The 22,710-nt window shown below is 59.0% G+C and carries 21 protein-coding genes and 1 riboswitch; of the genes, 11 read left to right on the forward strand and 10 right to left on the reverse strand.

The window, feature by feature from the left end:
* The first annotated feature begins 527 nt into the window (after nt 1-527).
* Together purH and purD are read left to right on the forward strand one after the other, a co-directional pair.
* The gene (gene purH, locus ACOWVD_RS24835; protein WP_049241895.1) at nt 528-2,117 is read left to right on the forward strand and encodes a bifunctional phosphoribosylaminoimidazolecarboxamide formyltransferase/IMP cyclohydrolase; all 1,590 of its coding nucleotides are present in this window, start codon (nt 528-530) and stop codon (nt 2,115-2,117) included.
* A 48-nt stretch (nt 2,118-2,165) separates the two neighbouring features.
* The gene (purD, locus tag ACOWVD_RS24840; protein ID WP_015376331.1) at nt 2,166-3,449 is read left to right on the forward strand and encodes a phosphoribosylamine--glycine ligase; all 1,284 of its coding nucleotides are present in this window, start codon (nt 2,166-2,168) and stop codon (nt 3,447-3,449) included.
* 49 nt (nt 3,450-3,498) lie between these two features.
* Here purD and ACOWVD_RS24845 read toward each other — a convergent pair whose 3' ends face one another.
* The 6 genes from ACOWVD_RS24845 to nudC form a co-directional block, all read right to left on the reverse strand.
* Nucleotides 3,499-4,170 (reverse strand): DUF1481 domain-containing protein, encoded by a 672-nt coding sequence (locus ACOWVD_RS24845; RefSeq protein ID WP_079007583.1) that lies wholly within the window; start codon nt 4,168-4,170, stop codon nt 3,499-3,501.
* A gap of 36 nt (nt 4,171-4,206) precedes the next feature.
* Nucleotides 4,207-4,479, reverse strand: a complete 273-nt coding sequence (gene hupA, locus ACOWVD_RS24850) for a nucleoid-associated protein HU-alpha (protein ID WP_004929874.1) — start codon at nt 4,477-4,479, stop codon at nt 4,207-4,209.
* A 189-nt stretch (nt 4,480-4,668) separates the two neighbouring features.
* On the reverse strand, nt 4,669-5,259 hold the full coding sequence (locus ACOWVD_RS24855) for a YjaG family protein (protein ID WP_015376329.1): 591 nt from the start codon (nt 5,257-5,259) through the stop codon (nt 4,669-4,671).
* Between the two features lie 48 nt (nt 5,260-5,307).
* Entirely contained in the window at nt 5,308-5,994 is a 687-nt protein-coding gene (gene nfi, locus ACOWVD_RS24860; RefSeq protein ID WP_033631538.1) for a deoxyribonuclease V, read from the reverse strand.
* Between the two features lie 9 nt (nt 5,995-6,003).
* Nucleotides 6,004-7,068: a uroporphyrinogen decarboxylase gene (gene hemE / locus ACOWVD_RS24865; RefSeq protein ID WP_049241902.1), complete on the reverse strand. Its 1,065-nt coding sequence runs from the start codon at nt 7,066-7,068 to the stop codon at nt 6,004-6,006.
* Nucleotides 7,069-7,106: 38 nt separating this feature from the next.
* Nucleotides 7,107-7,874: an NAD(+) diphosphatase gene (gene nudC, locus ACOWVD_RS24870; RefSeq protein WP_049241922.1), complete on the reverse strand. Its 768-nt coding sequence runs from the start codon at nt 7,872-7,874 to the stop codon at nt 7,107-7,109.
* A 101-nt stretch (nt 7,875-7,975) separates the two neighbouring features.
* Here nudC and ACOWVD_RS24875 point away from each other — a divergent pair, with 101 nt between their 5' ends.
* The 9 genes from ACOWVD_RS24875 to ACOWVD_RS24915 all read left to right on the forward strand — a co-directional run bounded on the left by ACOWVD_RS24875 (nt 7,976) and on the right by ACOWVD_RS24915 (nt 16,132).
* Nucleotides 7,976-8,479, forward strand: a complete 504-nt coding sequence (locus ACOWVD_RS24875) for an Rsd/AlgQ family anti-sigma factor (protein ID WP_019456431.1) — start codon at nt 7,976-7,978, stop codon at nt 8,477-8,479.
* A gap of 39 nt (nt 8,480-8,518) precedes the next feature.
* A riboswitch (TPP riboswitch) is annotated at nt 8,519-8,643 on the forward strand.
* A gap of 114 nt (nt 8,644-8,757) precedes the next feature.
* On the forward strand, nt 8,758-10,701 hold the full coding sequence (thiC, locus tag ACOWVD_RS24880) for a phosphomethylpyrimidine synthase ThiC (RefSeq protein ID WP_421105926.1): 1,944 nt from the start codon (nt 8,758-8,760) through the stop codon (nt 10,699-10,701).
* Nucleotides 10,694-11,344, forward strand: coding sequence for a thiamine phosphate synthase (gene thiE, locus ACOWVD_RS24885; RefSeq protein WP_016929422.1), 651 nt, complete (start codon nt 10,694-10,696; stop codon nt 11,342-11,344). Before thiC ends, thiE begins: the two co-directional genes overlap by 8 nt.
* On the forward strand, nt 11,337-12,086 hold the full coding sequence (locus tag ACOWVD_RS24890; protein WP_004929883.1) for a HesA/MoeB/ThiF family protein: 750 nt from the start codon (nt 11,337-11,339) through the stop codon (nt 12,084-12,086). Before thiE ends, ACOWVD_RS24890 begins: the two co-directional genes overlap by 8 nt.
* Nucleotides 12,083-12,283, forward strand: coding sequence for a sulfur carrier protein ThiS (gene thiS / locus ACOWVD_RS24895; RefSeq protein WP_004929884.1), 201 nt, complete (start codon nt 12,083-12,085; stop codon nt 12,281-12,283). Before ACOWVD_RS24890 ends, thiS begins: the two co-directional genes overlap by 4 nt.
* Before the next feature lies 1 nt (nt 12,284).
* Nucleotides 12,285-13,064, forward strand: a complete 780-nt coding sequence (locus ACOWVD_RS24900) for a thiazole synthase (RefSeq protein WP_015376322.1) — start codon at nt 12,285-12,287, stop codon at nt 13,062-13,064.
* Nucleotides 13,064-14,197, forward strand: coding sequence for a 2-iminoacetate synthase ThiH (gene thiH, locus ACOWVD_RS24905; protein WP_049241909.1), 1,134 nt, complete (start codon nt 13,064-13,066; stop codon nt 14,195-14,197). Before ACOWVD_RS24900 ends, thiH begins: the two co-directional genes overlap by 1 nt.
* Nucleotides 14,198-14,519: 322 nt before the next feature.
* A complete protein-coding gene (locus ACOWVD_RS24910) occupies nt 14,520-14,990 on the forward strand; it encodes a thioesterase family protein (RefSeq protein ID WP_197764067.1) in 471 nt (156 codons plus the stop codon).
* Nucleotides 14,991-15,352: 362 nt separating this feature from the next.
* On the forward strand, nt 15,353-16,132 hold the full coding sequence (locus ACOWVD_RS24915) for a helix-turn-helix domain-containing protein (protein ID WP_033631531.1): 780 nt from the start codon (nt 15,353-15,355) through the stop codon (nt 16,130-16,132).
* Here ACOWVD_RS24915 and ACOWVD_RS24920 read toward each other — a convergent pair.
* From ACOWVD_RS24920 to rpoC, 4 genes are all read right to left on the reverse strand, one after another.
* Nucleotides 16,118-17,392, reverse strand: a complete 1,275-nt coding sequence (locus tag ACOWVD_RS24920) for a sensor histidine kinase (protein WP_164096020.1) — start codon at nt 17,390-17,392, stop codon at nt 16,118-16,120. The two genes, ACOWVD_RS24915 and ACOWVD_RS24920, sit on opposite strands and share 15 nt — an antisense overlap.
* A 1-nt stretch (nt 17,393) precedes the next feature.
* A complete protein-coding gene (locus ACOWVD_RS24925; protein ID WP_164096021.1) occupies nt 17,394-17,858 on the reverse strand; it encodes an oxidoreductase in 465 nt (154 codons plus the stop codon).
* A complete protein-coding gene (locus ACOWVD_RS24930) occupies nt 17,858-18,304 on the reverse strand; it encodes a GNAT family N-acetyltransferase (RefSeq protein ID WP_016929429.1) in 447 nt (148 codons plus the stop codon). Before ACOWVD_RS24930 ends, ACOWVD_RS24925 begins: the two co-directional genes overlap by 1 nt.
* Before the next feature lie 166 nt (nt 18,305-18,470).
* Complete coding sequence (gene rpoC, locus ACOWVD_RS24935; RefSeq protein ID WP_004929899.1) at nt 18,471-22,694, reverse strand: DNA-directed RNA polymerase subunit beta'; 4,224 nt, start codon at nt 22,692-22,694, stop codon at nt 18,471-18,473.
* Nucleotides 22,695-22,710 lie beyond the last annotated feature (16 nt).

The following is a 22,710-nucleotide window of genomic DNA, read 5'->3' on the forward strand; positions in this document are numbered from 1 at the left end:
CTGGATATCGTCTTGTGGAGTGCCCACACAGATTGTCTGATAAATTGTTAAAGAGCAGTGAGTTAGGCGCTTTCGCTTGCTAACTCGAGGTGGCGTATATTACGCTTTCCTCTTTCAGAGTCAACCCTAATTTTCAGGATTTTTTCTCTGCGACCCCCGGATACTCTGTGAAGTTGTTCACATGTTCCGTGTCGATGGAGGCGCATTATAGGGAGTTCCTCGCAGGCCGCAACAGGTATTTTCAGCAAAAACGATCGTTCGCTGCATTCCACAGCAAAACCCCGCCTTATACCCACTTGCGCACAGTGTTATCCACAGATGCGATTTGTACGGAAAATTTACGAGCGCCACGCAAACGTTTTCGCTACAATTCCCCGCGACGAAACGATCCCCCTTTTAATGGGGGCGTTACCTGAATATGTGCCTGACCCTCCCTTTATAAGGCAAAAAACCTTCCTTATAGAGAGAACGAGGTGGACATTCACGTAACGCTCTTTAATTGCGACTCAAAGCCAAGGGATAAAACCATGCAACAACCTCGTCCAATCCGCCGGGCCCTGCTCAGCGTGTCTGACAAAACCGGTATCGTTGAATTCGCCGAAGCGCTTTCCCAGCGCGGCGTTGAACTGCTGTCCACCGGCGGCACCGCCCGTCTGCTGGCAGACGCCGGTCTGCCCGTTACCGAAGTTTCCGACTACACCGGCTTCCCGGAGATGATGGACGGACGAGTTAAGACCCTGCACCCGAAAGTTCACGGCGGTATCCTCGGCCGCCGCGGCCAGGACGACGCGGTCATGAATCAGCATGACATCCAGCCTATCGACATGGTGGTCGTCAATCTGTACCCGTTCGCCCAAACCGTAGCGCGCCCGGATTGCTCGCTGGAGGATGCGGTCGAGAATATCGATATCGGCGGCCCGACCATGGTGCGCTCCGCCGCCAAGAACCATAAAGACGTCGCCATCGTGGTGAAGAGCAGCGACTACGCCGCCATCATTACCGAAATGGACAACAACGACGGCTCGCTGCGCTATGCCACCCGCTTCGATCTCGCCATCAAGGCTTTTGAACACACCGCCGCCTACGACAGCATGATCGCCAACTACTTCGGCGCGCTGGTGCCGGCGTACCACGGCGAGACCGAACAGCCGTCCGGCCGCTTCCCGCGCACCCTGAACCTCAACTACATCAAGAAGCAGGATATGCGCTACGGTGAAAACAGCCACCAGCAGGCCGCCTTCTATATAGAGGAAGAAGTAAAGGAAGCTTCTGTCGCGACCGCCGAACAGCTGCAGGGCAAAGCGCTGTCCTATAACAACATCGCCGATACCGACGCCGCGCTGGAATGCGTGAAAGAGTTCGACGAACCGGCCTGCGTGATCGTCAAACACGCCAACCCTTGCGGCGTGGCGATCGGCGACGACATTCTGGCCGCCTACGAGCGCGCTTACCAAACCGATCCGACCTCCGCCTTCGGCGGCATCATCGCCTTTAACCGCGAGCTGGACGCCGCCACCGCGCAGGCGATCATCAGCCGCCAGTTCGTGGAAGTGATCATCGCGCCAAACGTCACCCAGGAAGCGCGCTCCCTGCTGGCCGCCAAACAGAACGTGCGCGTGCTGGCCTGCGGCCAGTGGCAGCAACGCGTGGCGGGGCTGGACTTCAAGCGCGTCAACGGCGGCCTGCTGGTGCAGGATCGCGATCTGGGCATGGTAACCGCCGCCGATCTGCGCGTGGTATCCGAGCGCCAGCCGACCGAACAGGAACTGCGTGACGCGCTGTTCTGTTGGAAAGTGGCCAAGTTCGTGAAATCCAACGCCATCGTTTATGCGCGAGACAACATGACCATCGGCATAGGCGCCGGCCAGATGAGCCGCGTTTACTCCGCCAAGATCGCCGGCATCAAAGCGGGCGACGAAGGGCTGGAAGTGAAAGGCTCCGCCATGGCCTCCGACGCCTTCTTCCCGTTCCGCGACGGCATCGACGCCGCAGCGGCGGTTGGCATCACCTGCGTGATCCAGCCGGGCGGTTCGATCCGCGACGACGAAGTGATCGCCGCCGCCAACGAACACGGCATTGCGATGATCTTCACCGACATGCGTCACTTCCGCCATTAATTCCTTTTGCCGCGTGCGCTCCGGCGCACGCCATTCGTGGAGCTTCTGATGAACATTTTGATTATCGGCAACGGCGGGCGCGAACACGCGCTGGCCTGGAAAGCCGCCCAGTCTCCGCTGGCGGATAAAGTCTATGTTGCGCCGGGCAATGCCGGCACCGCGCTGGAAGCCAATCTGGAAAACGTGGCGATCGCCGCCACCGACATCCCCGCCCTGGTCGCGTTCGCCCAGAGCCATGACATCGGTCTGACCATCGTTGGGCCGGAAGCGCCGCTGGTGATCGGCGTGGTCGATGCCTTCCAGGCCGCCGGTCTGAAAATCTTCGGCCCATCACAGGCCGCCGCGCAGCTCGAAGGCTCCAAAGCCTTCACCAAAGATTTCCTGGCGCGCCACCGCATCCCGACCGCCGAATATGAAAACTTCACCGAGGTGGAGCCGGCGCTGGCCTATGTGCGCCGCAAAGGTGCGCCGATCGTCATCAAGGCCGATGGCCTGGCGGCCGGTAAAGGCGTGATCGTCGCGATGACGCTGCAGGAAGCGGAAGAGGCGGTGCGCGACATGTTGGCCGGCAACGCCTTCGGTGACGCCGGCCATCGCATCGTGGTGGAAGAGTTCCTCGACGGCGAAGAAGCCAGCTTCATCGTGATGGTCGATGGCGAGAACGTGGTGCCGATGGCCACCAGCCAGGACCACAAACGCGTCGGCGACGGCGATACCGGCCCGAACACCGGCGGTATGGGCGCCTACTCCCCGGCGCCGGTCGTGACCGACGAAATCCACCAGCGCGCCATGGATCAGGTGATCTGGCCGACGGTGCGCGGCATGGCGGCGGAAGGCAACACCTACGTCGGCTTCCTGTACGCCGGCCTGATGATCTCCGCCGACGGCCAGCCGAAGGTGATCGAATTCAACTGCCGTTTTGGCGATCCGGAAACTCAGCCGATCATGCTGCGCCTGCGCTCCGATCTGGTGGAACTGTGTCTGGCGGGCGCCGAAGGCCGTCTGAACGAGAAGAGCTCTGATTGGGACGAACGCCCTGCCCTTGGCGTGGTGCTGGCAGCCGGCGGTTATCCGGGTGACTATCGCAACGGCGAGGTTATCCAGGGGCTACCGCAGCAGGAAAGCGCCGACGGTAAGGTCTTCCACGCCGGCACACGCTTGCAGGGCGATGACGTCGTCACCAGCGGCGGCCGCGTGCTGTGCGTGACGGCGCTGGGCGATACCGTGGCGCAGGCGCAGCAACGCGCCTATCAGCTGGCGGAAGGCATCCAGTGGCCGGGCAGCTTCTGCCGCAAAGATATCGGTTATCGCGCGATTGCGCGCGGCAAATAATTTGACCTTTCATGGTCATGACAAGAGGCTCCGCAGCGCGGGGCCTTTTTTATAGCTGGTCTTCTTTCGGTTCCCAGCTGCAGAAGTCGTCGTTCGCCACTAGCAGCAGCTCGCTGCCTTCCGGCGCTTCCAGCCAGGCGACGCTCACCGGCCGGCTGCTGCTGCGGGCGCGTTTTTCGATCCAGGCGATGGAGGCGGCATCCAGCCCCGGTTTCATGCTTTGGCCGTCGCAGGTTTGCACCTCGCCCTGCATCCAACGCCCCTGCAGCAATTTGACCTTGCCGGCGCGCAGCGCATTGCTCACTTCGAGGATACGCCGCGCCTGATATTGGTACAGGGCGATTTCATCGCGGGTCAGCGGTTCGCGGCGTGTCGCCAGCTGGCGCTGCATAAAACTCACCGTGCCATCGTCGGCAAAGCGCAGCTGAATGGAATCTCGATCGCCGTCGGCGTCGTTACGTTTGATTTGGCGCAGCACGTCGCCCTGATAGGTGTACAGCGTGGTAATGGTACCCGGGCCGCGGTAAGGGCTGTAAACGCTGACCAACACTTGCGGACGATGTTGCTCATCGTCTTTACGCCACAGACGTATCACGCCCTGATCGGCCACGAAGCCGCTGGCGGTAAAACTGGGGATATCGGAATGGAAACTGCAGGCGCTCAGGCCGACGGCGATGCCAACGGCCATAAGCGCCCGACGAGTAAACAAAAGGGGCGCCATCGCCCCCCTGTTTAATCTTTTCACCGAGGCGCGGTCTTATTTAACGGCGTCTTTCAGTGCTTTGCCAGAAACGAACGCAGGCACGTTGGCTGCTGCGATTTTGATTTCTTTGCCAGTCTGTGGGTTGCGGCCAGTGCGCTCGCTACGATGGTTTACTTTGAAAGTACCGAAGCCAACCAATTGTACTGCATCACCTTCTTTCAGAGACTCAGTAATTGCAGCCAGGGTGGATTCCAGAGCCAGTTTAGCTTGTGCTTTGGAAAGGTCAGCCTTGTCCGCGATTACATCAATCAGTTGAGTCTTGTTCATAAGTTATCCTTACAGTGTGTTTATCGTTTGCAAAGCATCGAGTGCGACGGATATGCCGATTGACAGCACTCTCCTGCATACACGCACCGATAGCCACTTTTTTTACGCCCCCCAAATGTAGACCAGACAGGGTGCGGATGTGAAGCCTTAAGGCATGACAAATCAGGCGTTAAATCACGTTTTGTTGCCTTATTGCGCTAAATTTATCCCGATGTTGCTGACACCGGCCTCTCGCAGGTCGGATCGCAGCCCCTTGATCAGGTCTAAATCGCGCTCTTCACAGGCGTCCAACAGGCGGAAAATTTCCCATTGAATGTCCCATTCTTCCTCTACCGCCGGCAAACTTTCCAACTCTTCGTCGGTCATTTCCTTACCGGCTTGGGTCATTTCCAACATCGCCACGGTGCGAATCGATGTTTCGCTGATGGCGATGGCGTGCTCCAGCGTCTCCCCGCCGAGCCGCGAATGGATCAGTTCCCCTAATGCGATACAGGCATCAATTGCCGGGTAAACGCCGTAAAGATCGTAATCTTCCGCCGACGGAATCGCCTCTTCCAACTTCTCGAGCTGGCTGTCGAAGTTGACCTTGGCATCCTTCACCACCAGCGTTTCCCACACCAAATCCAGAATGCGGCGATAAACCGCCGGATCGCCGAACTCGGTCTGTTTGCAGAACATCTGGTAATTCGGGTACATACGCTCGCACAAACTGGCCATAAAGGTCAAATGTTGCCAGCCCTCGAGCCGTTCCAGACGTAAATGAATCGGGTTACGTAGCATGCTTTACTCTCTTACGCGTTATCTGCGGCGCAGTGTACCCGAAATCGCTCATGGCGACACCTCCGGATGCTGCTGCAACCAGCGCTGAAACGCCGGACGGCGCGAAGCGATGGCGTCGGCCCAACGGGTCGGCTCCGGCAAACGGTAGCCCGCCATGCAGCGCTGCACCCACGCCAGCGCGCTGTCGGCGCCCACGCGGTGACCGGTAGAGATGAACAGCGGGTTGCAACGCGCCTTGCTACGCCATACCCAGCCCAGCTGTTCTCCCTTATCTTCCAACGGCGCCAGCGCGCCGACGGCGGCGTCCAGCGGCGCGAATTTGCCGCACAGGCGCTTCTTGGCCACGCCGATGGTCGGCACATCGACCAGCAGGCCGAAATGGCTGGCGACGCCGAGGCGCCGCGGATGTGAAACGCCGTGCCCATCGACGAAGATCAGCCCCGGTTTTTGCCGCAGCTGCGCCCAGGCGGCCAACAGCGCCGGGTATTCGCGAAACGACAGGAAACCCGGGATATAAGGCATGACGGTAGCGATGCGCGCCACCTGATACTCCACCAGCTCCAGCGACGGATAGCGCAGGATGGCGATGGCGGCGCGCGTCACCGCGCCCTCTTGCTCGAAGCCCACATCGGCGCCGGCGATGAACGCCGGCGGTTCGGCTGGCAGCTCGTCGTAGCGAATGACTTCAGCGGCGCGCCGCAGCTGTTCGGCGCGCAGAGCCGCCATATCGGTCACATCGGATCCTTAACGGTGGTATTTCGCCGACTGCGCGTGCACCGCCTCGACGAAGGCCCCGGCGTGCTCCGGCGGCACATCCTGATGGATGCCGTGGCCCAGGTTGAACACATGACCGTTGCCGTGGCCGAAACCGGCCAGAATGGTCTCCACTTCTTCCGCGATGCGCGCCGGAGAAGCATAAAGCATCGACGGATCCATATTGCCCTGCAGCGCCACTTTGTCGCCTACGCGACGGCGCGCGTCGGCGATATCGGTGGTCCAGTCCAGCCCCAGCGCATCGCAGCCGGTGGCGGCCATCGCCTCCAGCCACTGCCCGCCGCCTTTGGTGAACAGCGTTACCGGCACGCGGCGACCGTCGTTTTCACGCAGCAAGCCATCGACGATCTTGTGCATGTAGTGCAAAGAGAACTCACGGTAATCGCGCCCGGTCAGCACGCCGCCCCAGGTGTCGAACACCATCACCGACTGCGCGCCGGCCTTAATCTGGGCATTGAGGTAAAGGATCACGCTGTCCGCCAGCTTGTCCAGCAACAGGTGCAGCGTGGCCGGCTCGGCATACATCATCTTCTTCAGCTTGGTGAAGGCCTTGCTGCTGCCGCCCTCAACCATATAGGTAGCCAGCGTCCACGGGCTGCCGGAGAAGCCGATCAGCGGCACTTCGCCCTTCAGCTCGCGGCGGATGGTGCGCACCGCGTTCATCACATAGCCCAGCTCCACTTCCGGATCGAACGCCGGCAGTTTGTCGACGTCGGCGCGGCAGGTGACGGGGGAGCTGAAACGCGGGCCTTCGCCGGCTTCAAAGTACAGGCCGAGCCCCATGGCGTCGGGAATGGTGAGAATGTCGGAGAACAGGATGGCGGCGTCCAGCGCGTAGCGGCGCAGCGGCTGCAGCGTAACCTCGCAGGCCAGCTCCGCGTTCTTGCACAGCGACATGAAATCACCGGCCTGGGCGCGAGTCGCCTTGTACTCCGGTAAATAACGACCGGCCTGGCGCATCATCCATACGGGGGTCACATCCACCGGCTGACGCAACAGCGCGCGCAGGTAACGATCGTTCTTCAACTCAGTCATTTATGGGGCTCCCTTAATAATCTGCCGGCCATTGTACATTATTCTGCCCGGCACAGCGCCACGGTGTCCTCAATCAAGCGGCGCGCCACGGTGCCGGGCGGCGGCAACAGCGGCAGTTGGTCGTAACGATACCAGCCGGCATTGAGCAGCTCCTTGGGATCGTGACGAATCTCACCCTGGTGGTAATCGGCCATAAAGGCCATCATCAGCGAGTGCGGAAACGGCCAGGGTTGTGACGTGACGTAGCGCAGGTTCTTGATTTCAATATTGCTCTCTTCCATCACTTCGCGCGCCACCGCTTGCTCCAGCGTTTCGCCCACTTCAACGAAACCGGCCAGCACCGTGTGAATGCCGCCGCGATGGCGTACGTGCTGTGCCAGCAGGATCTGATCGTCGCGCCGAATGGCGACGATCACGCAGGGCGCGATCTGCGGGTAGTAGCGCTCCTTGCAATGGCCGCACAGGCAGGCGCTTTCGGTGCGGCTGAGGTGCATCTCATGGCCGCAGTAGCCGCAATAGCGATGGGAGCGGTAGAAATCCGCCAACTGCACGCCGCGCCCGGCAAGCTGGAACAGACCACGATCCTGATCCAACAGCTGACGCACCGACCCCATCTCCCGCGGCATCGCCTGGCGCACCAGCCAGACCGGCGCGCCCTCCCACTCACCGATGACGCGCGCCATGTGGCCCTGCAGCCCGAGGGCGGCGGCGCTCCCCGACGGCAATTCACCGTTCGGTAACCAAAGTTTGCTTTCATGGCTGACGATCCACCAGCCGTTTTCATTGCCCGTTAATGCAAGTTCCATATCGTTGTTGCACAACCTCAGCTTCACTGGCACTCTACAAATCGGCTTTGTTACATTTTAATAACTTACCGGTTACTTTTGTTACTTACACGGAGTCAAACATGCTCAACCGTTTGGAAAGGCTGACTCAGCGCGTTGGCGGTAGTAATGAATTAGTTGATCAATGGCTTCAGGCCCGCAAGCAGTTGCTGGTCGCCTACTGCACGCTGGTAGGCCTCAAACCGAATAAAGAAAAGCATACGCCGCTGAATGAAAAAGCGCTGGAGAACTTTTGCCATAACCTGGTGGATTACCTCTCCGCAGGGCATTTTCATATCTATGACAGAATTATCAAACAAGTGGAAGGCGCAGCCAGTCCGAAAATGTCGCTGGCGGTGAACATCTACCCCAAGCTGTGGGCCAATACCGAACAGATCATGGCGTTCCACGATCGCTATACCGAAGTGGATATCGATCAGGAGGTTTGTCTGGAATTCCACCAGGCCTTGTCGGATATCGGCGAAACGCTGGCGGCGCGCTTTGCGCTGGAAGATAAGCTGATCCTGCTGGAAGCGGAGGCCGCGCAGCAACCGCTGCCGGACCAGGCGCTGGATCCGGCGCGTTAAAATTTTATAGTTTTTTTTCTTATCCCTCCTATACTGGGGGGCATCTTGTCGGAGTGCCTAGCGCCTGATTTGTTCATCAAATCAGCCAGGCTGAGACCGTTAATTCGGGATCCGCGGAACCTGATCGGGTTAATACCCGCGAAGGGAACAAGAGTAATCTATCGCCACAGACACGGCCTTCCCCTTGCGGGTGCCCTGCCTTATCGGCCACCATCATTACTCCCTCCGAGCTCCAGACAAGCAACTTTCCCAACCCAACACACTGGTAGGAACTTGCTATGTCTAACGTTAATCCACCGCGCGCCCGTAAAGCGCAACGCGAAGCCGCCCAGCAGTTTATCGACACCCTGCAAGGCATGGCTTTCCCAAACTCACGCCGCATCTACCTGCAGGGTTCGCGCCGCGATATCCAGGTGCCGATGCGCGAAATTCAGCTCAGCCCGACCCTGATCGGCGGCAGCAAAGATAGCCCGCAGTATGAACCCAACGAGGCGATCCCGGTGTATGACACCGCCGGCCCGTACGGCGATCCACAGGCCGAGCTCGACGTGCACGCGGGCCTGACCAAGCTGCGCGCAGGCTGGATCGACGCGCGCGGCGATACCGCCACCCTGAGCGGCGCCAGCTCCGGCTTCACCCAACAGCGGCTGGCGGACGAAGGCCTCGATCACCTGCGTTTCGAACACCTGCCGTTGCCGCGCAAGGCGTTACCGGGCAAGTGCGTGACCCAACTGCACTATGCCCGCGCCGGCATCGTCACCCCGGAGATGGAGTTCATCGCCATCCGCGAAAACATGGGGCGCGAGCGCATTCGCGGCGAGGTGCTGCGCCACCAGCATCCGGGCCAGGGCTGGGGCGCCAACCTGCCGGACAACATCACGCCGGAGTTCGTTCGCCAGGAAGTGGCCGCCGGCCGCGCTATCATTCCCGCCAACATCAATCACCCTGAGGCGGAGCCGATGATCATCGGCCGCAATTTCCTGGTGAAGGTGAACGCCAATATCGGCAACTCGGCGGTCACCTCGTCGATCGAAGAAGAGGTGGAGAAGCTGGTGTGGGCCACCCGCTGGGGCGCAGACACCGTGATGGATCTCTCCACCGGCCGCTACATTCACGAAACCCGCGAGTGGATCCTGCGCAACAGCCCGGTGCCCATCGGCACCGTGCCGATCTACCAGGCGCTGGAGAAGGTCAACGGCGTGGCGGAAAACCTCACCTGGGAGATGTTCCGCGATACGCTGCTGGAACAGGCGGAACAAGGGGTCGACTACTTCACCATCCACGCCGGCGTGCTGCTGCGCTACGTGCCGATGACCGCCAAACGCCTGACCGGCATCGTGTCGCGCGGCGGCTCGATCATGGCCAAATGGTGTCTGTCGCACCATCAGGAAAACTTCCTCTATCAGCATTTCCGCGAAATCTGTGAGATCTGCGCCGCCTACGACGTTTCGCTGTCGCTCGGCGACGGCCTGCGCCCCGGCTCGATTCAGGACGCCAACGACGAAGCCCAGTTCGCCGAACTGCATACGCTGGGCGAGCTGACCAAAATCGCTTGGGAATACGACGTGCAGGTGATGATCGAGGGCCCAGGCCACGTGCCGATGCAGATGATCCGCCGCAACATGACCGAAGAGCTGGAACACTGCCACGAAGCGCCGTTCTACACCCTCGGCCCGCTGACCACCGATATCGCCCCGGGCTATGACCATTTCACCTCCGGCATCGGCGCGGCGATGATCGGCTGGTTCGGCTGCGCCATGCTGTGTTACGTCACGCCGAAAGAGCACCTCGGCCTGCCGAACAAAGAGGACGTCAAACAGGGCCTGATCACCTACAAGATCGCCGCTCACGCCGCCGATCTGGCCAAAGGCCATCCGGGCGCGCAGATCCGCGATAACGCCATGTCCAAGGCGCGTTTCGAATTCCGCTGGGAAGATCAGTTCAATCTGGCGCTCGATCCGGCCACCGCGCGCGCCTATCACGACGAAACCCTGCCGCAGGAATCCGGCAAGATCGCCCACTTCTGCTCGATGTGCGGACCAAAATTCTGCTCGATGAAGATTTCACAAGAGGTGCGCGACTACGCCGCTGCCCAAGAGACTGCCAAACCGATCGAGGTGCAGCTGACCGGTATGGAGAAAATGTCCGCCGAGTTCCGCGCCCGCGGCAGCGAGCTGTATCACAGCGCCGGCAATTTGCAGGAGGAGACCAGCAATGACTGATATCACGACGCCCTTCCCGGCGACGCCCTACAAACTGGGGCTCTACCCGGTCGTCGACAGCGTGGAATGGATCGCTCGCCTGCTGGAGGCCGGCGTCACCACCATCCAGCTGCGCATCAAGGACTTGCCTGACGAGCAGGTCGAAGAGGATATCGCCGCCGCCATCGCGCTGGGCCAGCGTTATCAGGCGCGGCTGTTCATCAACGACTACTGGCGGCTGGCGATCAAGCACGGCGCCTACGGCGTGCATCTGGGCCAGGAAGATCTCGATACCACCGATCTGGCTGCCATTCACCGCGCCGGGCTGCGGCTCGGCGTTTCCACCCATGACGACGCCGAACTGGCGCGCGCGCTGGCGGTGAAACCGTCCTACATCGCGTTGGGGCACATCTTCCCCACCCAAACCAAAGACATGCCTTCGGCGCCGCAGGGGCTGACGGAGTTGAAACGCCACATCGCCGGTTTGGCGGATTACCCGACGGTGGCGATCGGCGGGATCAGTATCGATCGCGTACCGGCGGTGCTGGCGTGCGGCGTCGGCAGCGTGGCGGTGGTCAGCGCCATCACCCAGGCGCCGGACTGGCGCGCGGCGACGGCCGAGCTGCTGCGGCTGATTGAAGGCGAGGATCCGAACGATGCTTAACGATCAGGAATTCCTGCGCTACAGCCGCCAGCTGCTGCTGGAGGACGTCGGCCCGGAAGGCCAGGAGAAACTCAAGCGCGCCACGGTGCTGATCGTCGGTTTAGGCGGGCTAGGTTCCCCGGCTTCGCTGTATCTGGCCGCCGCCGGCGTCGGCACGCTGCTGCTGGCCGACGACGACCAGCTGCACGTCACCAACCTGCAGCGGCAAATCCTCTACCGCAGCGCCGATACCGCCACCGGCAAGGCGGCTCTGGCGCAACGCCACCTGCAGGCGCTGAACCCGTTGGTGGAATCCATCCCGCTGGCGCAGCGGCTGCAAGGGCAAGCGCTGCGCGACGCGGTCGCCCGCGCCGATCTGGTGCTGGACTGCTGCGACAATATGGCGACCCGCCATGAAGTCAATGCCGCCTGCATCGCCGCCGCCAAGCCGCTGATCAGCGGCAGCGCGGTCGGCTTCAGCGGCCAGTTGCTGGTGCTCGAGCCGCCCTATGCGCACGGCTGCTACGCCTGCCTGTACCCGGAGCAGGAAGAGCCGCAGCGCAACTGCCGCACCGCCGGGGTACTCGGCCCGGTGGTGGGCGTGATCGGCACCCTGCAAGCGCTGGAGGCCATCAAGATGCTGGCCGGCATGCCTTCTTCCCTCAGCGGTAAACTGCGGCTGTTCGACGGCAAGCAGCAGAGCTGGAGCACGCTGCAACTGAGCCAGGCCCGTGCCTGCCCGGTATGCGGAGGCGCGGCATGAAGATCCGTTTAAACGACCAACCGCTGGAGCTGGCGCAGCCGCTCAGCGTCGCCGCCCTGCTGGCTCAGCTGGAACGCCACCAGCCGGGTACCGCGCTGGCGATCAACCAAACCATCATCCCGCGCGCCGACTGGGCCGACCATCAGGTGCAGGACGGTGACGACATTTTGCTGTTTCAAGCGATCGCCGGAGGCTGACATGCTGAAAATCGCCGATACCACTTTTACCTCGCGCCTGTTCACCGGCACCGGCAAGTTCGCCACCCCGGCGCTGATGTTGGAGGCGCTGGCGGCCTCCGGCTCACAGCTGGTGACCATGGCCATGAAGCGCGTCGATCTGCGCGGCGGCAACGACGCCATTTTGGCGCCGCTGCAACAGTTGGGCGTCAGGCTGTTGCCCAATACCTCCGGCGCCAAAACGGCCGCCGAAGCGGTATTCGCCGCCCGGCTGGCGCGTGAAGCGCTCGGCACTCACTGGGTGAAGCTGGAGATCCACCCCGATGTGAAATACCTGCTGCCGGATCCGATAGAAACGCTGAAGGCGGCGGAAACGCTGGTGAAAGACGGTTTTGTGGTGCTGCCCTACTGCGGCGCCGATCCGGTGCTGTGCAAACGGCTGGAAGAGGCGGGCTGCGCGGCGGTGATGCCGCTCGGCGCCCCTATCGGTTCCAACCGCGGTCTGCGCACCCGCGACTTCCTCGAGATCATCATCGAACAGGCCAAGGTGCCGGTGGTGGTCGACGCCGGCATCGGCGCGCCGAGCCACGCGCTGGAAGCGATGGAGCTGGGCGCCGACGCGGTGCTGGTGAACACCGCCATCGCCGTGGCGCGCGACCCGGTGCAAATGGCGCGGGCGTTTCGCCTGGCGCTGGAGGCCGGCGAATTGGCGCGCAGCGCCGGATTGGGCGTCAGCCAGCGCGGTGCGGTCGCCTCTAGCCCGCTGACCGCCTTCCTCAGCCAGCCAGAGGAGGCACAGTGATGGCCGACGATTTCAGTAGCCGCTGGCAACAGCTGGATTGGGACGACATTACGCTGCGCATCAACGGCAAAACCGCGCGCGACGTGGAACGCGCGTTGAACGCCGACAAGCTGACGCGCGACGACTTTATGGCGCTGATCTCCCCCGCCGCCGCGCCGTATCTGGAACCGCTGGCGCAGCGCGCGCAGCAGCTGACCCGTCAGCGATTCGGCAACGTCGTCAGCTTCTATGTGCCGCTGTATCTGTCCAACCTGTGCGCCAACGACTGCACCTACTGCGGCTTTTCGATGAGCAACCGCATCAAGCGCAAAACGCTGGATGCGGCGGAGATCGCCCGCGAGTGCGCAGCCATCCAGGCGCTGGGGTTCGAACATCTGTTGCTGGTCACCGGCGAGCATCAGACCAAGGTCGGCATGGACTATTTCCGCCAGCACATCCCGGCGATCCGCCGACACTTCAGCTCGCTGATGATGGAAGTGCAGCCGTTGGCGCAGGAGGAATACGCCGAACTGAAAACGCTGGGCCTGGACGGCGTGCTGGTGTACCAGGAAACCTACCATCCGGCCACCTATCTGCAGCATCACCTGCGCGGCCAGAAGCAGGATTTCCATTGGCGCCTGGCCACGCCGGATCGCCTGGGGCGCGCCGGGATCGACAAGATCGGCATCGGTGCGTTGATCGGCCTGTCCAACAGTTGGCGCTCCGACTGCTACCTGCTGGCGGAACATCTGTTTTACCTGCAGCAAACCTACTGGCAGAGCCGCTACTCGATCTCGTTCCCGCGCCTGCGCCCCTGCGCCGGCGGCATTGAACCGGCGTCGATCATGAGCGAGCCTCAACTGGTGCAGCTGATCTGCGCCTTCCGGCTGTTCGCGCCGGACGTTGAGCTGTCGCTGTCTACGCGTGAGTCGCCGTACTTCCGCGATCATATGATCCCGGTGGCGATCAACAGCGTCAGCGCCGGATCCAAGACGCAGCCCGGCGGCTATGCCGATGACGTGCCGCCGGAGCTGGAACAGTTCGAACCGCACGACGGCCGCACGCCGCAGCAGGTCGCCGAGGCCATCAGCAACGCCGGGCTGCAGCCGGTGTGGAAAGACTGGGACGGTTATCTGGGACGCGGTGCGCAATAAGCGGCAACGTTTACCGCCGCGTGAAGAAAACGCTGGAGCGGCCGCGCAATGCCGAACGGTGGTGCTGGCGCCGACAAACGCGCCGATTATAGTGACGTTGCCGGCCGCCAAACCCGGCGGCGGCCGGGGCCGTCTCCCTCTCGATGGCCCCGCCTTATCCCATCCCGGATCGCGCCGGAGATTCTCTTGCGCGACTCCGGGGCTCCCGCGAGCCCACGCCATCACGCAAAATGGCGTCATGCGTTTTGACAAAACAAACTGGTTCGACCACAGTTAAAATCTGACTGCCTTACCTCTCTGACAATCCTGCGGAATACTGACCATGAACCTCTACCTGCGTTTGATCTGGATCTTGCTCGCTTCACGGTGGAAACCGCGCATGTCGATGGATATGCTGACCAATCAACTGGCGACCCGCGTCTGGCTGAATGACATCGATATCAACTTGCACATGAACAATGGCCGCTATATGACGGTATGCGACCTGAACCGGGTCGATCTGTTTATTCGCACCGGCCTGCTGGCGCTAATGCTCAAACGACGCTGGTCACCGATCGTCAGTCAACATACGATGGACTATAAAAAAGCGCTGCGTCCGTTCCAACGCTATCAGGTCAGCATGACCATTACCCATTGGGACGAACGTTACTTCTATGCAACGCATACGTTCAGCATCGGCGAACGAATCGTCGCGCAGGGCACTTCACAAGCAGTGATTTTGGGGCAGGAAGGCGTGGTTGCGCCCGAGGTGGTGGTAGAAAGCGTACGGCAATATCAGCAGGCCCGAACATGACAGCGAGCCGTTTTCGAAAACAGTGCCGGTCATCTTCAGTACTGCCAATGGCCCTGGTGTCGGTCGCGGATCTTTTTGCCGCCTGCTCCCTGCTTACGGACAAGAGCAGGCGGTTTATTTTGTGAGACTGGCACCCCCCCAGGACGCGAATCACACAGTATGTGCGCTAATTAACCACATAAACAGCTAAATGTGAATGTCTTTTGAGTGTTTTTTTATTTGTCATCGAGTGTGTTTTGAGTTTGCCAAGGAAAATCAAACTGATATCACCGCAATAACCGAGGCTTCATCTATAATCCAGCTCGGGTCCTCACGCAGGTTTTCCAACGCTCGCGGTTAACATCAAAAAAGCCAAGGTTGTCATGAAGAAAACGCCAAATTACATCGATGCAATCAGCGCGTTGCTCACTCTGAAAGGAGTTGGCGACAGAAAACATGCCTCCACGATGGCCAACATACTGAACCTTCAGTACAACAGCGCCAAACAGAAGCTGGATGGCAAAAGGGGCATCACCCTCGATGAAGTCAAAAAGGTTTTCCAGTATTTCAACGAGCCGTTTGCCGGCCAAAGGACACATAACGGCGTGTTTATCATGAACAGCATTCACAAGCGCTGTAACATTGAGGTCGACGAGCGCCCGGTCACGCAAGCGGACAACGACGAAACTTACGCCTACAAAAAGGACGATCTTTTCATCATCAACACCAATCGGGAATATGCAGCCGATGCCCCGCTGTATAAAGTCAACAAGATAGACTTTCTGCCGGCCCCGCGCATCGCGATCCTGGATAATGACGGCGATATTCTCGAACTGTTGAAGAAGATCGCCAGCCGCTACGGCATCGAGGCTGAGACCTTTCAGACGGCGGACGCCATGCTGGCCGCGCTGGAGCAGCAGTCCTTTGAGGCGTTTATTTTGGACTGGCTGTTGGACTTCGGCGAGACTTCCGAACGCGTGGTGAAGAAAATTAAAGACGCCCTCGATCCGCACGCCCGCATCATCATTCTGACCGGCCAGCTGAATCACTACGAGAAAAACATCGGCGACATGATCCTGCACTATGACGTGCACCTGGTGGAAAAACCGACCAAGCCGCTGATTATCTCTTCGCTGTTGCTGTCGAACCTATTCTTTAATTAGTTTGACCGGAATGCGGATCAAAAACGATGATCCAACCCCTTCGACGGATTTGACCTTGATGGTGCCTTTCATCGTCGTGACGTAATTTTTGATAATGGTCAGCCCCAGCCCTAATCCCTGCCGCGTTTCCCTTTCCACCCCCTGATTGAACGCCTTATATAACCGATCCAGATTATCGACGTTAAACCCGATGCCGGTGTCTTTCACCCGCAAATACAAGTTGCCGTGACACAGCTTCACATCGAGGGCGATCGCGCCGTGGTGGGTAAACTTATCCGCGTTGCTGAGCAGGTTGGCCAATATTCGGTAGAGCTTGTATTTATCAGAACCAATCAGGCCGGCATAAGACGAACGGTGGATCACGAGGCGATTGCCTCGCCCGGCGCCGATGCCGGTTACGGCATCGTCCACCACCTCATTCAGCCGGAAGGTGGAAATATTGATTTTAACTTCTCCCATCTCAAGCCGAGAATAATCCATCACCTCGCGCGTTTGTTCGGCGATCTTGTTACCGTGATAGGAGATCAGGCGGGCTTCTTTTTTCAACTCTTCCTGCGCCAGCTCGTGTTCCATGATATCCGCAGCAATGACGATGGCCTGGGTCGAACCGGCGATCTCGTGGTAGATGGAAGAGATAAAGATATTCTTGTTCTTGATGATCTCTTTCAACGAGAAGGCGTTTCTCAGCACCAGGAACATCATCAGGAACACTAAAATCAGCGAAAAGAGGGCGAACATCTCGGCTTTACTCGAGTTGTCCTGGATGATGCCTTTCACTTCGGTAAAGTTTTTAATCTGTATCCGATAAATAATTTCCTGGATATCGACCAGCGTACCCTCGATATCATCCATATAAGAGAGAATGTCCGCCTTGTTTTTCAGCCCCACCAGCAAGCCGGCAGAAAGATCGTCCAACGTGCAATACTGCTGCTTCAGCAGCGCAACATTTTTGATGAACTCGTCGTCGTAATAAAAAGAGTCGCTGAAGGTCGAACGGCTCTCCAGGATCTGAATCTTCGAGTAGAAGATTTTCTTTTTGATCTGGAAGGCGTCGTAGTCATTGTTTTCACTGAGCAACAACGCGATTTTGGTCCTTTCAAACGCCAGAAACAGGATCTCAGCCACCGAGTAGTTGTCCAGATTGGGCTCAATCTGCTTATAGCGCTCTTTTACGCCGCCGAAGTTAATGGCAATCAACAAAATCAATAAGGAGAAGATGGCAACCAACGCGATAAGAGTACCGATCAGTTTTTTGCTCATCTTATTTCAGCTCCAACCTTTTCACTTGCCAGACGGTTTTCGCATTCACATCCAGGTTATTCAGCTCGGCATAACCATCGCGCGGATAAATAATGGCGAACGGCCCCAGCTCACCAACGTCGATCGGCTTGCCGCCGCGCTGGTAGGCGACGATCACACGGTATTTAATCATCTCGTCAATCGGCATCGAATAGGAGTAATCATCCCAGGCGAAAGCGCGCACCGACTGGCCTTTCAGGTGGTAGGCTTTCACTAACTCTGCAAGCTCAACGCCGGTGAACGTATCTTCCGGGGTGAAATTGGTCGAGGTTTTAATCGTGTGCTGCGGCATCGCCTCCAGCATCTGCCTGGTTATCTTGATCTTCTCACCATCGAGCGGTTTCAGGTAAAAATAGTCAACGGCCGCATACAGCGGTGCGCTGAACAGCGAAAGCAGCAGTAACGTCATCAATCCTTTGAGTGTCATTATTCACCCTCTTTGCGTTTCACCAGTTCGGCCTGGCCGAACTCATCCTGCCCGACCACGGCCCAGCCGTGATGTTGATAAAAGCCTTCGGCTTTGGAGCCCGGATCGGTGGTTAAGTGGATCGCTTCGGCGCCGCGCTCAAACATCCAGGCGGTGACTCGCGCCAACAAGGCGGAGCCGATCCCCTTCGACTGGTATTCCGGCTTCACGAACAGGCCGCCGATCAGCGGTTCAGGGATGAATAACCCGAAGCCAACGCCGGCATAGTCGTCGCCATGCTTGCAGATCCAGCCGCCGCCCTGGTTGATGTCCTCCAGCGCCTGCCTGCGCTGCAGATACTGGATCTGATGCGGATGCAGCAGGTTTTCTTCAACGGAAAAGCGGATCTCATACAGGTAAGGCAGGTGTTGCGCCGTCAATTTTTCGAAGGTAATGAGGCTGTCCATGTTCGCACTGTCCTTGGTTGTCTGGTAAAAGCGCCGGTCAATTTCTGCTGTAACCATAGTAGCAAAGTTTGCTCTGCCCCGGCATGAGGCGAAAAAAAACCGCCCCCGAGGGAGCGGTTTATCTGGCAATGGGCCCGGCATGCCGGGCCCGCGGCGCGGATGACGATTACTCGTCGTCGCTGCCGCCCAGGCCTGCGTTGAGCAGCTCGGCCAGGTTAGCCGTCGCTTCTTCCGCACTGACTTGTGGAACAACCGGCGCTTCACCCTGAGCACGGCGACGCATGCGATCCTGATGATAAGCGTAACCGGTACCGGCTGGGATCAGACGACCCACGATGACGTTCTCTTTCAGGCCACGCAGTTCGTCGCGCTTGCCGGCTACGGCAGCTTCGGTCAGAACGCGCGTCGTTTCCTGGAACGATGCGGCGGAGATGAAGGACTCGGTCGCCAAGGATGCCTTGGTGATACCCAGCAGATCGCGCGAGAAGGTTGCCGCGATTTTACCTTCAGCTTCCAGCTGACGGTTGGCAATCTTGACGCGAGACACTTCAGCCTGCTCGCCTTCCAGGAACTCGGAGCCACCAGCGCTAACGATGGTGCCTTTACGCAGCATCTGACGAACGATAACTTCGATGTGCTTATCGTTAATCTTAACGCCTTGCAGACGGTAAACTTCCTGCACTTCGTTGGTGATGTAGCGGGTAACCGCATGCACGCCACGCAGACGCAGAATGTCGTGCGGAGACTCTGGGCCGTCGGAAACGACGTCGCCACGTTCCACCACTTCGCCTTCGAACACGTTGAGCTGACGCCATTTCGGAATCATCTCTTCGTAAGCGTCGCTGCCGTCCAGCGGAGAGATCACCAGGCGACGTTTGCCTTTGGTCTCTTTACCGAACGAGATAATCCCGCTGATTTCAGCCAAGATTGCCGGCTCTTTCGGACGACGTGCTTCGAACAGGTCGGCAACGCGCGGCAGACCACCGGTAATATCCTTGGTACCGCCGGATTCCTGAGGAATACGCGCCAGGGTATCACCCGCACCGATCTGAATGCCGTCTTCCAGCTGAACGATCGCTTTGCCCGGCAGGAAGTATTGAGCAGGCATATCAGTACCTGGGATCAATACGTCTTCGCCCTGAGCGTCAACGATTTTCAGTGCCGGACGCAGGTCTTTACCGCTACCGGTACGCTCTGCGCTGTCCAGAACAACCAGAGAAGACAAACCGGTCAGTTCGTCGGTCTGACGAGTAATCGTCTGGCCGTCGACCATGTCGGCGAAGCGAATGAAGCCGCTGACTTCACTGATGACCGGCATGGTGTGCGGATCCCAGTTAGCAACGGTTTCGCCGCCGTTAACTTCTTCACCGTCGCCTTTGCCCATCACGGCGCCGTAAGGCACCTTGTAGCTTTCTTTGGTACGGCCGAATTCGTCGATCAGTTTCAGTTCGGTGTTACGCGAGGTGATCACCAGCTTGCCTGCGGCGTTCATAACGAACTTCGCGTTGCTCAGCTTGATGCTACCCTTGTTTTTCACCTGAATGCTGGATTCAGCAGCCGCACGAGATGCCGCACCACCGATGTGGAACGTACGCATCGTCAGCTGTGTACCCGGCTCACCGATGGACTGTGCCGCGATAACGCCGATGGCTTCGCCTTTGTTGATGATGTGGCCACGTGCCAGGTCGCGACCATAGCAGTTAGCACACACACCGAAGTCGGTTTCACAGCTCACCACGGAACGGACTTTAACGCTGTCGACAGAGTTCTCTTCCAACAGGTCACACGCCTTCTCGTTCAGCAGGGTGTTGCGTGGCACCAGAATGTCCGCCGTTCCCGGCTTGAGGACGTCTTCTGCCGTCACACGGCCCAGAACGCGTTCACGCAGCGGCTCTTTCACGTCGCCACCTTCGATAACCGGGGTCATCAGGATGCCGTCGTGGGTGCCACAGTCGTCTTCGGTCACCACCAGGTCCTGCGCCACGTCAACCAGACGACGGGTCAGATAACCGGAGTTCGCGGTTTTCAGTGCGGTATCCGCCAGACCTTTACGAGCACCGTGGGTGGAGATGAAGTACTGGAGTACGTTCAGACCTTCACGGAAGTTCGCGGTGATTGGCGTTTCGATGATGGAGCCGTCCGGCTTCGCCATCAGACCACGCATACCGGCCAGCTGACGAATCTGAGCGGCGGAACCACGCGCACCGGAGTCGGCCATCATAAAGATGCTGTTGAAGGAAACTTGCTGTTCCACTTCGCCGTCACGGTTAACCACGTCTTCTACCGACAGGTTTTCCATCATCGCTTTCGCAACGCGTTCGTTCGCTGCAGCCCAGATATCGATCACTTTGTTGTAGCGTTCGCCGGCGGTAACCAGACCAGACTGGAACTGCTCCTGGATCTCGGCAACTTCGGTTTCCGCTTCTTCGATGATCTCCGCTTTCTTGGCCGGGATAACCATGTCGTCGATACCTACGGAAGCGCCGGAACGGGCTGCGTAAGCAAAACCGGTGTACATGATCTGGTCAGCAAAGATTACGGTCGGCTTCAGGCCCAGGATGCGGTAACAGGTGTTCAGCATCTTGGAGATCGCTTTCTTGCCCAAAGGCTGGTTAACGATCGCGTACGGCAGACCTTTCGGTACGATCATCCACAGGATGGCGCGGCCGATGGTGGTGTCGATGATGCTGGTCTGAGAGGTCCACTCGCCTTCGGCGTTCTTGACGTCTTCGGTGATACGCACTTTAACGCGCGCATGCAGCGACGCCAGGCCGGCGCGGTAAACGCGCTCAGCTTCTTTGGAACCGTTCAGCACCATGCCTTCGCCCTTGGCGTTAACACAGTCGCGGGTCATGTAGTACAGACCCAGTACAACGTCCTGAGAAGGAACGATGATTGGCTCGCCGTTCGCTGGGGACAGGATGTTGTTGGTAGACATCATCAGCGCACGCGCTTCCAACTGGGCTTCCAGCGTCAGCGGTACGTGAACGGCCATCTGGTCACCATCGAAGTCGGCGTTATAGGCCGCACAAACCAGCGGGTGCAGCTGGATCGCTTTACCTTCGATCAGAACAGGTTCAAACGCCTGGATACCCAAACGGTGCAGGGTTGGTGCACGGTTCAGCAGTACCGGGTGTTCGCGGATCACTTCGTCCAGGATATCCCAAACGACGGCTTCTTCACGCTCAACCATTTTCTTGGCGGCTTTGATGGTGGTGGCCAGGCCACGCAGCTCCAACTTGCCGTAGATGAACGGTTTGAACAGCTCCAGCGCCATCTTTTTAGGCAGACCGCACTGATGCAGACGCAGGTATGGACCTACGGTGATTACGGAACGGCCGGAGTAGTCAACGCGTTTACCGAGCAGGTTCTGACGGAAACGACCCTGCTTACCTTTGATCATGTCGGCCAAAGATTTCAGAGGACGTTTGTTGGAACCGGTGATCGCACGACCGCGACGGCCGTTATCCAGCAGGGCGTCTACCGCTTCTTGCAGCATACGCTTCTCGTTGCGCACGATGATGTCAGGCGCAGCCAGATCCAGCAGGCGTTTCAGACGGTTGTTACGGTTGATCACGCGGCGATACAGATCGTTCAGATCCGAGGTCGCGAAACGGCCGCCATCCAGCGGAACCAGTGGGCGCAGATCCGGCGGCAGTACCGGCAGCACGGTCAGGATCATCCACTCCGGCTTGTTACCGGACTGTACGAACGCTTCCAGCAGCTTGATACGCTTGGTCAGCTTCTTGCGCTTGGTTTCGGAGTTGGTTTCGTTCAGCTCTTCACGCAGTTGCTCGCACTCGGCTTCCAGATCCATGTTTTTCAACAGGGCCTGAATGGCTTCCGCACCCATCTTGGCGTCGAATTCGTCACCGAACTCTTCCAGCGCGTCCAGATACTGCTCTTCAGTCAGGATCTGACGGCGCTCGAGGTTGGTCATACCGCCTTCGACCACCACATAGGATTCGAAGTACAGTACGCGTTCGATGTCACGCAGCGGCATATCCAGCAGCAAACCGATGCGGGATGGCAGCGATTTCAGGAACCAGATGTGCGCAGTCGGGGAAGCCAGCTCGATGTGGCCCATGCGCTCACGGCGCACTTTGGTCTGGGTCACTTCAACGCCGCACTTCTCACAGATCACGCCGCGGTGTTTCAAGCGCTTGTACTTACCGCACAGGCACTCGTAATCTTTTACCGGCCCGAAGATACGGGCGCAGAAAAGGCCGTCACGTTCAGGTTTGAACGTACGGTAGTTAATGGTTTCCGGCTTCTTAACTTCACCGAACGACCACGAACGGATCATGTCTGGCGAGGCCAGAGCAATCTTGATCGCATCAAACTCTTCGGTCTTAGTTTGCGCTTTCAGAAACTTCAATAAGTCTTTCACGGATTGGCTCCTGTCG

It is taken from the genome of Serratia sp. SA088 (assembly GCF_049065515.1).
Taxonomy (GTDB): Bacteria; Pseudomonadota; Gammaproteobacteria; order Enterobacterales; family Enterobacteriaceae; genus Serratia; species Serratia nematodiphila.

What these genes read in the sequence shown, in the direction of transcription:
- ACOWVD_RS24910 (WP_197764067.1), top strand. Translation starts at nt 14,520, where the DNA reads ATGAACCTCTACCTGCGTTTGATCTGGATCTTGCTCGCTTCACGGTGG.
- hupA (WP_004929874.1), bottom strand. Translation starts at nt 4,479, where the DNA reads ATGAACAAGACTCAACTGATTGATGTAATCGCGGACAAGGCTGACCTT.
- purH (WP_049241895.1), top strand. Translation starts at nt 528, where the DNA reads ATGCAACAACCTCGTCCAATCCGCCGGGCCCTGCTCAGCGTGTCTGAC.
- ACOWVD_RS24890 (WP_004929883.1), top strand. Translation starts at nt 11,337, where the DNA reads ATGCTTAACGATCAGGAATTCCTGCGCTACAGCCGCCAGCTGCTGCTG.
- ACOWVD_RS24915 (WP_033631531.1), top strand. Translation starts at nt 15,353, where the DNA reads ATGAAGAAAACGCCAAATTACATCGATGCAATCAGCGCGTTGCTCACT.
- thiH (WP_049241909.1), top strand. Translation starts at nt 13,064, where the DNA reads ATGGCCGACGATTTCAGTAGCCGCTGGCAACAGCTGGATTGGGACGAC.
- ACOWVD_RS24920 (WP_164096020.1), bottom strand. Translation starts at nt 17,392, where the DNA reads ATGAGCAAAAAACTGATCGGTACTCTTATCGCGTTGGTTGCCATCTTC.
- thiS (WP_004929884.1), top strand. Translation starts at nt 12,083, where the DNA reads ATGAAGATCCGTTTAAACGACCAACCGCTGGAGCTGGCGCAGCCGCTC.
- ACOWVD_RS24930 (WP_016929429.1), bottom strand. Translation starts at nt 18,304, where the DNA reads ATGGACAGCCTCATTACCTTCGAAAAATTGACGGCGCAACACCTGCCT.
- ACOWVD_RS24875 (WP_019456431.1), top strand. Translation starts at nt 7,976, where the DNA reads ATGCTCAACCGTTTGGAAAGGCTGACTCAGCGCGTTGGCGGTAGTAAT.
- thiE (WP_016929422.1), top strand. Translation starts at nt 10,694, where the DNA reads ATGACTGATATCACGACGCCCTTCCCGGCGACGCCCTACAAACTGGGG.
- purD (WP_015376331.1), top strand. Translation starts at nt 2,166, where the DNA reads ATGAACATTTTGATTATCGGCAACGGCGGGCGCGAACACGCGCTGGCC.
- ACOWVD_RS24925 (WP_164096021.1), bottom strand. Translation starts at nt 17,858, where the DNA reads ATGACACTCAAAGGATTGATGACGTTACTGCTGCTTTCGCTGTTCAGC.
- hemE (WP_049241902.1), bottom strand. Translation starts at nt 7,068, where the DNA reads ATGACTGAGTTGAAGAACGATCGTTACCTGCGCGCGCTGTTGCGTCAG.
- ACOWVD_RS24845 (WP_079007583.1), bottom strand. Translation starts at nt 4,170, where the DNA reads ATGGCGCCCCTTTTGTTTACTCGTCGGGCGCTTATGGCCGTTGGCATC.
- nudC (WP_049241922.1), bottom strand. Translation starts at nt 7,874, where the DNA reads ATGGAACTTGCATTAACGGGCAATGAAAACGGCTGGTGGATCGTCAGC.
- thiC (WP_421105926.1), top strand. Translation starts at nt 8,758, where the DNA reads ATGTCTAACGTTAATCCACCGCGCGCCCGTAAAGCGCAACGCGAAGCC.
- ACOWVD_RS24900 (WP_015376322.1), top strand. Translation starts at nt 12,285, where the DNA reads ATGCTGAAAATCGCCGATACCACTTTTACCTCGCGCCTGTTCACCGGC.
- ACOWVD_RS24855 (WP_015376329.1), bottom strand. Translation starts at nt 5,259, where the DNA reads ATGCTACGTAACCCGATTCATTTACGTCTGGAACGGCTCGAGGGCTGG.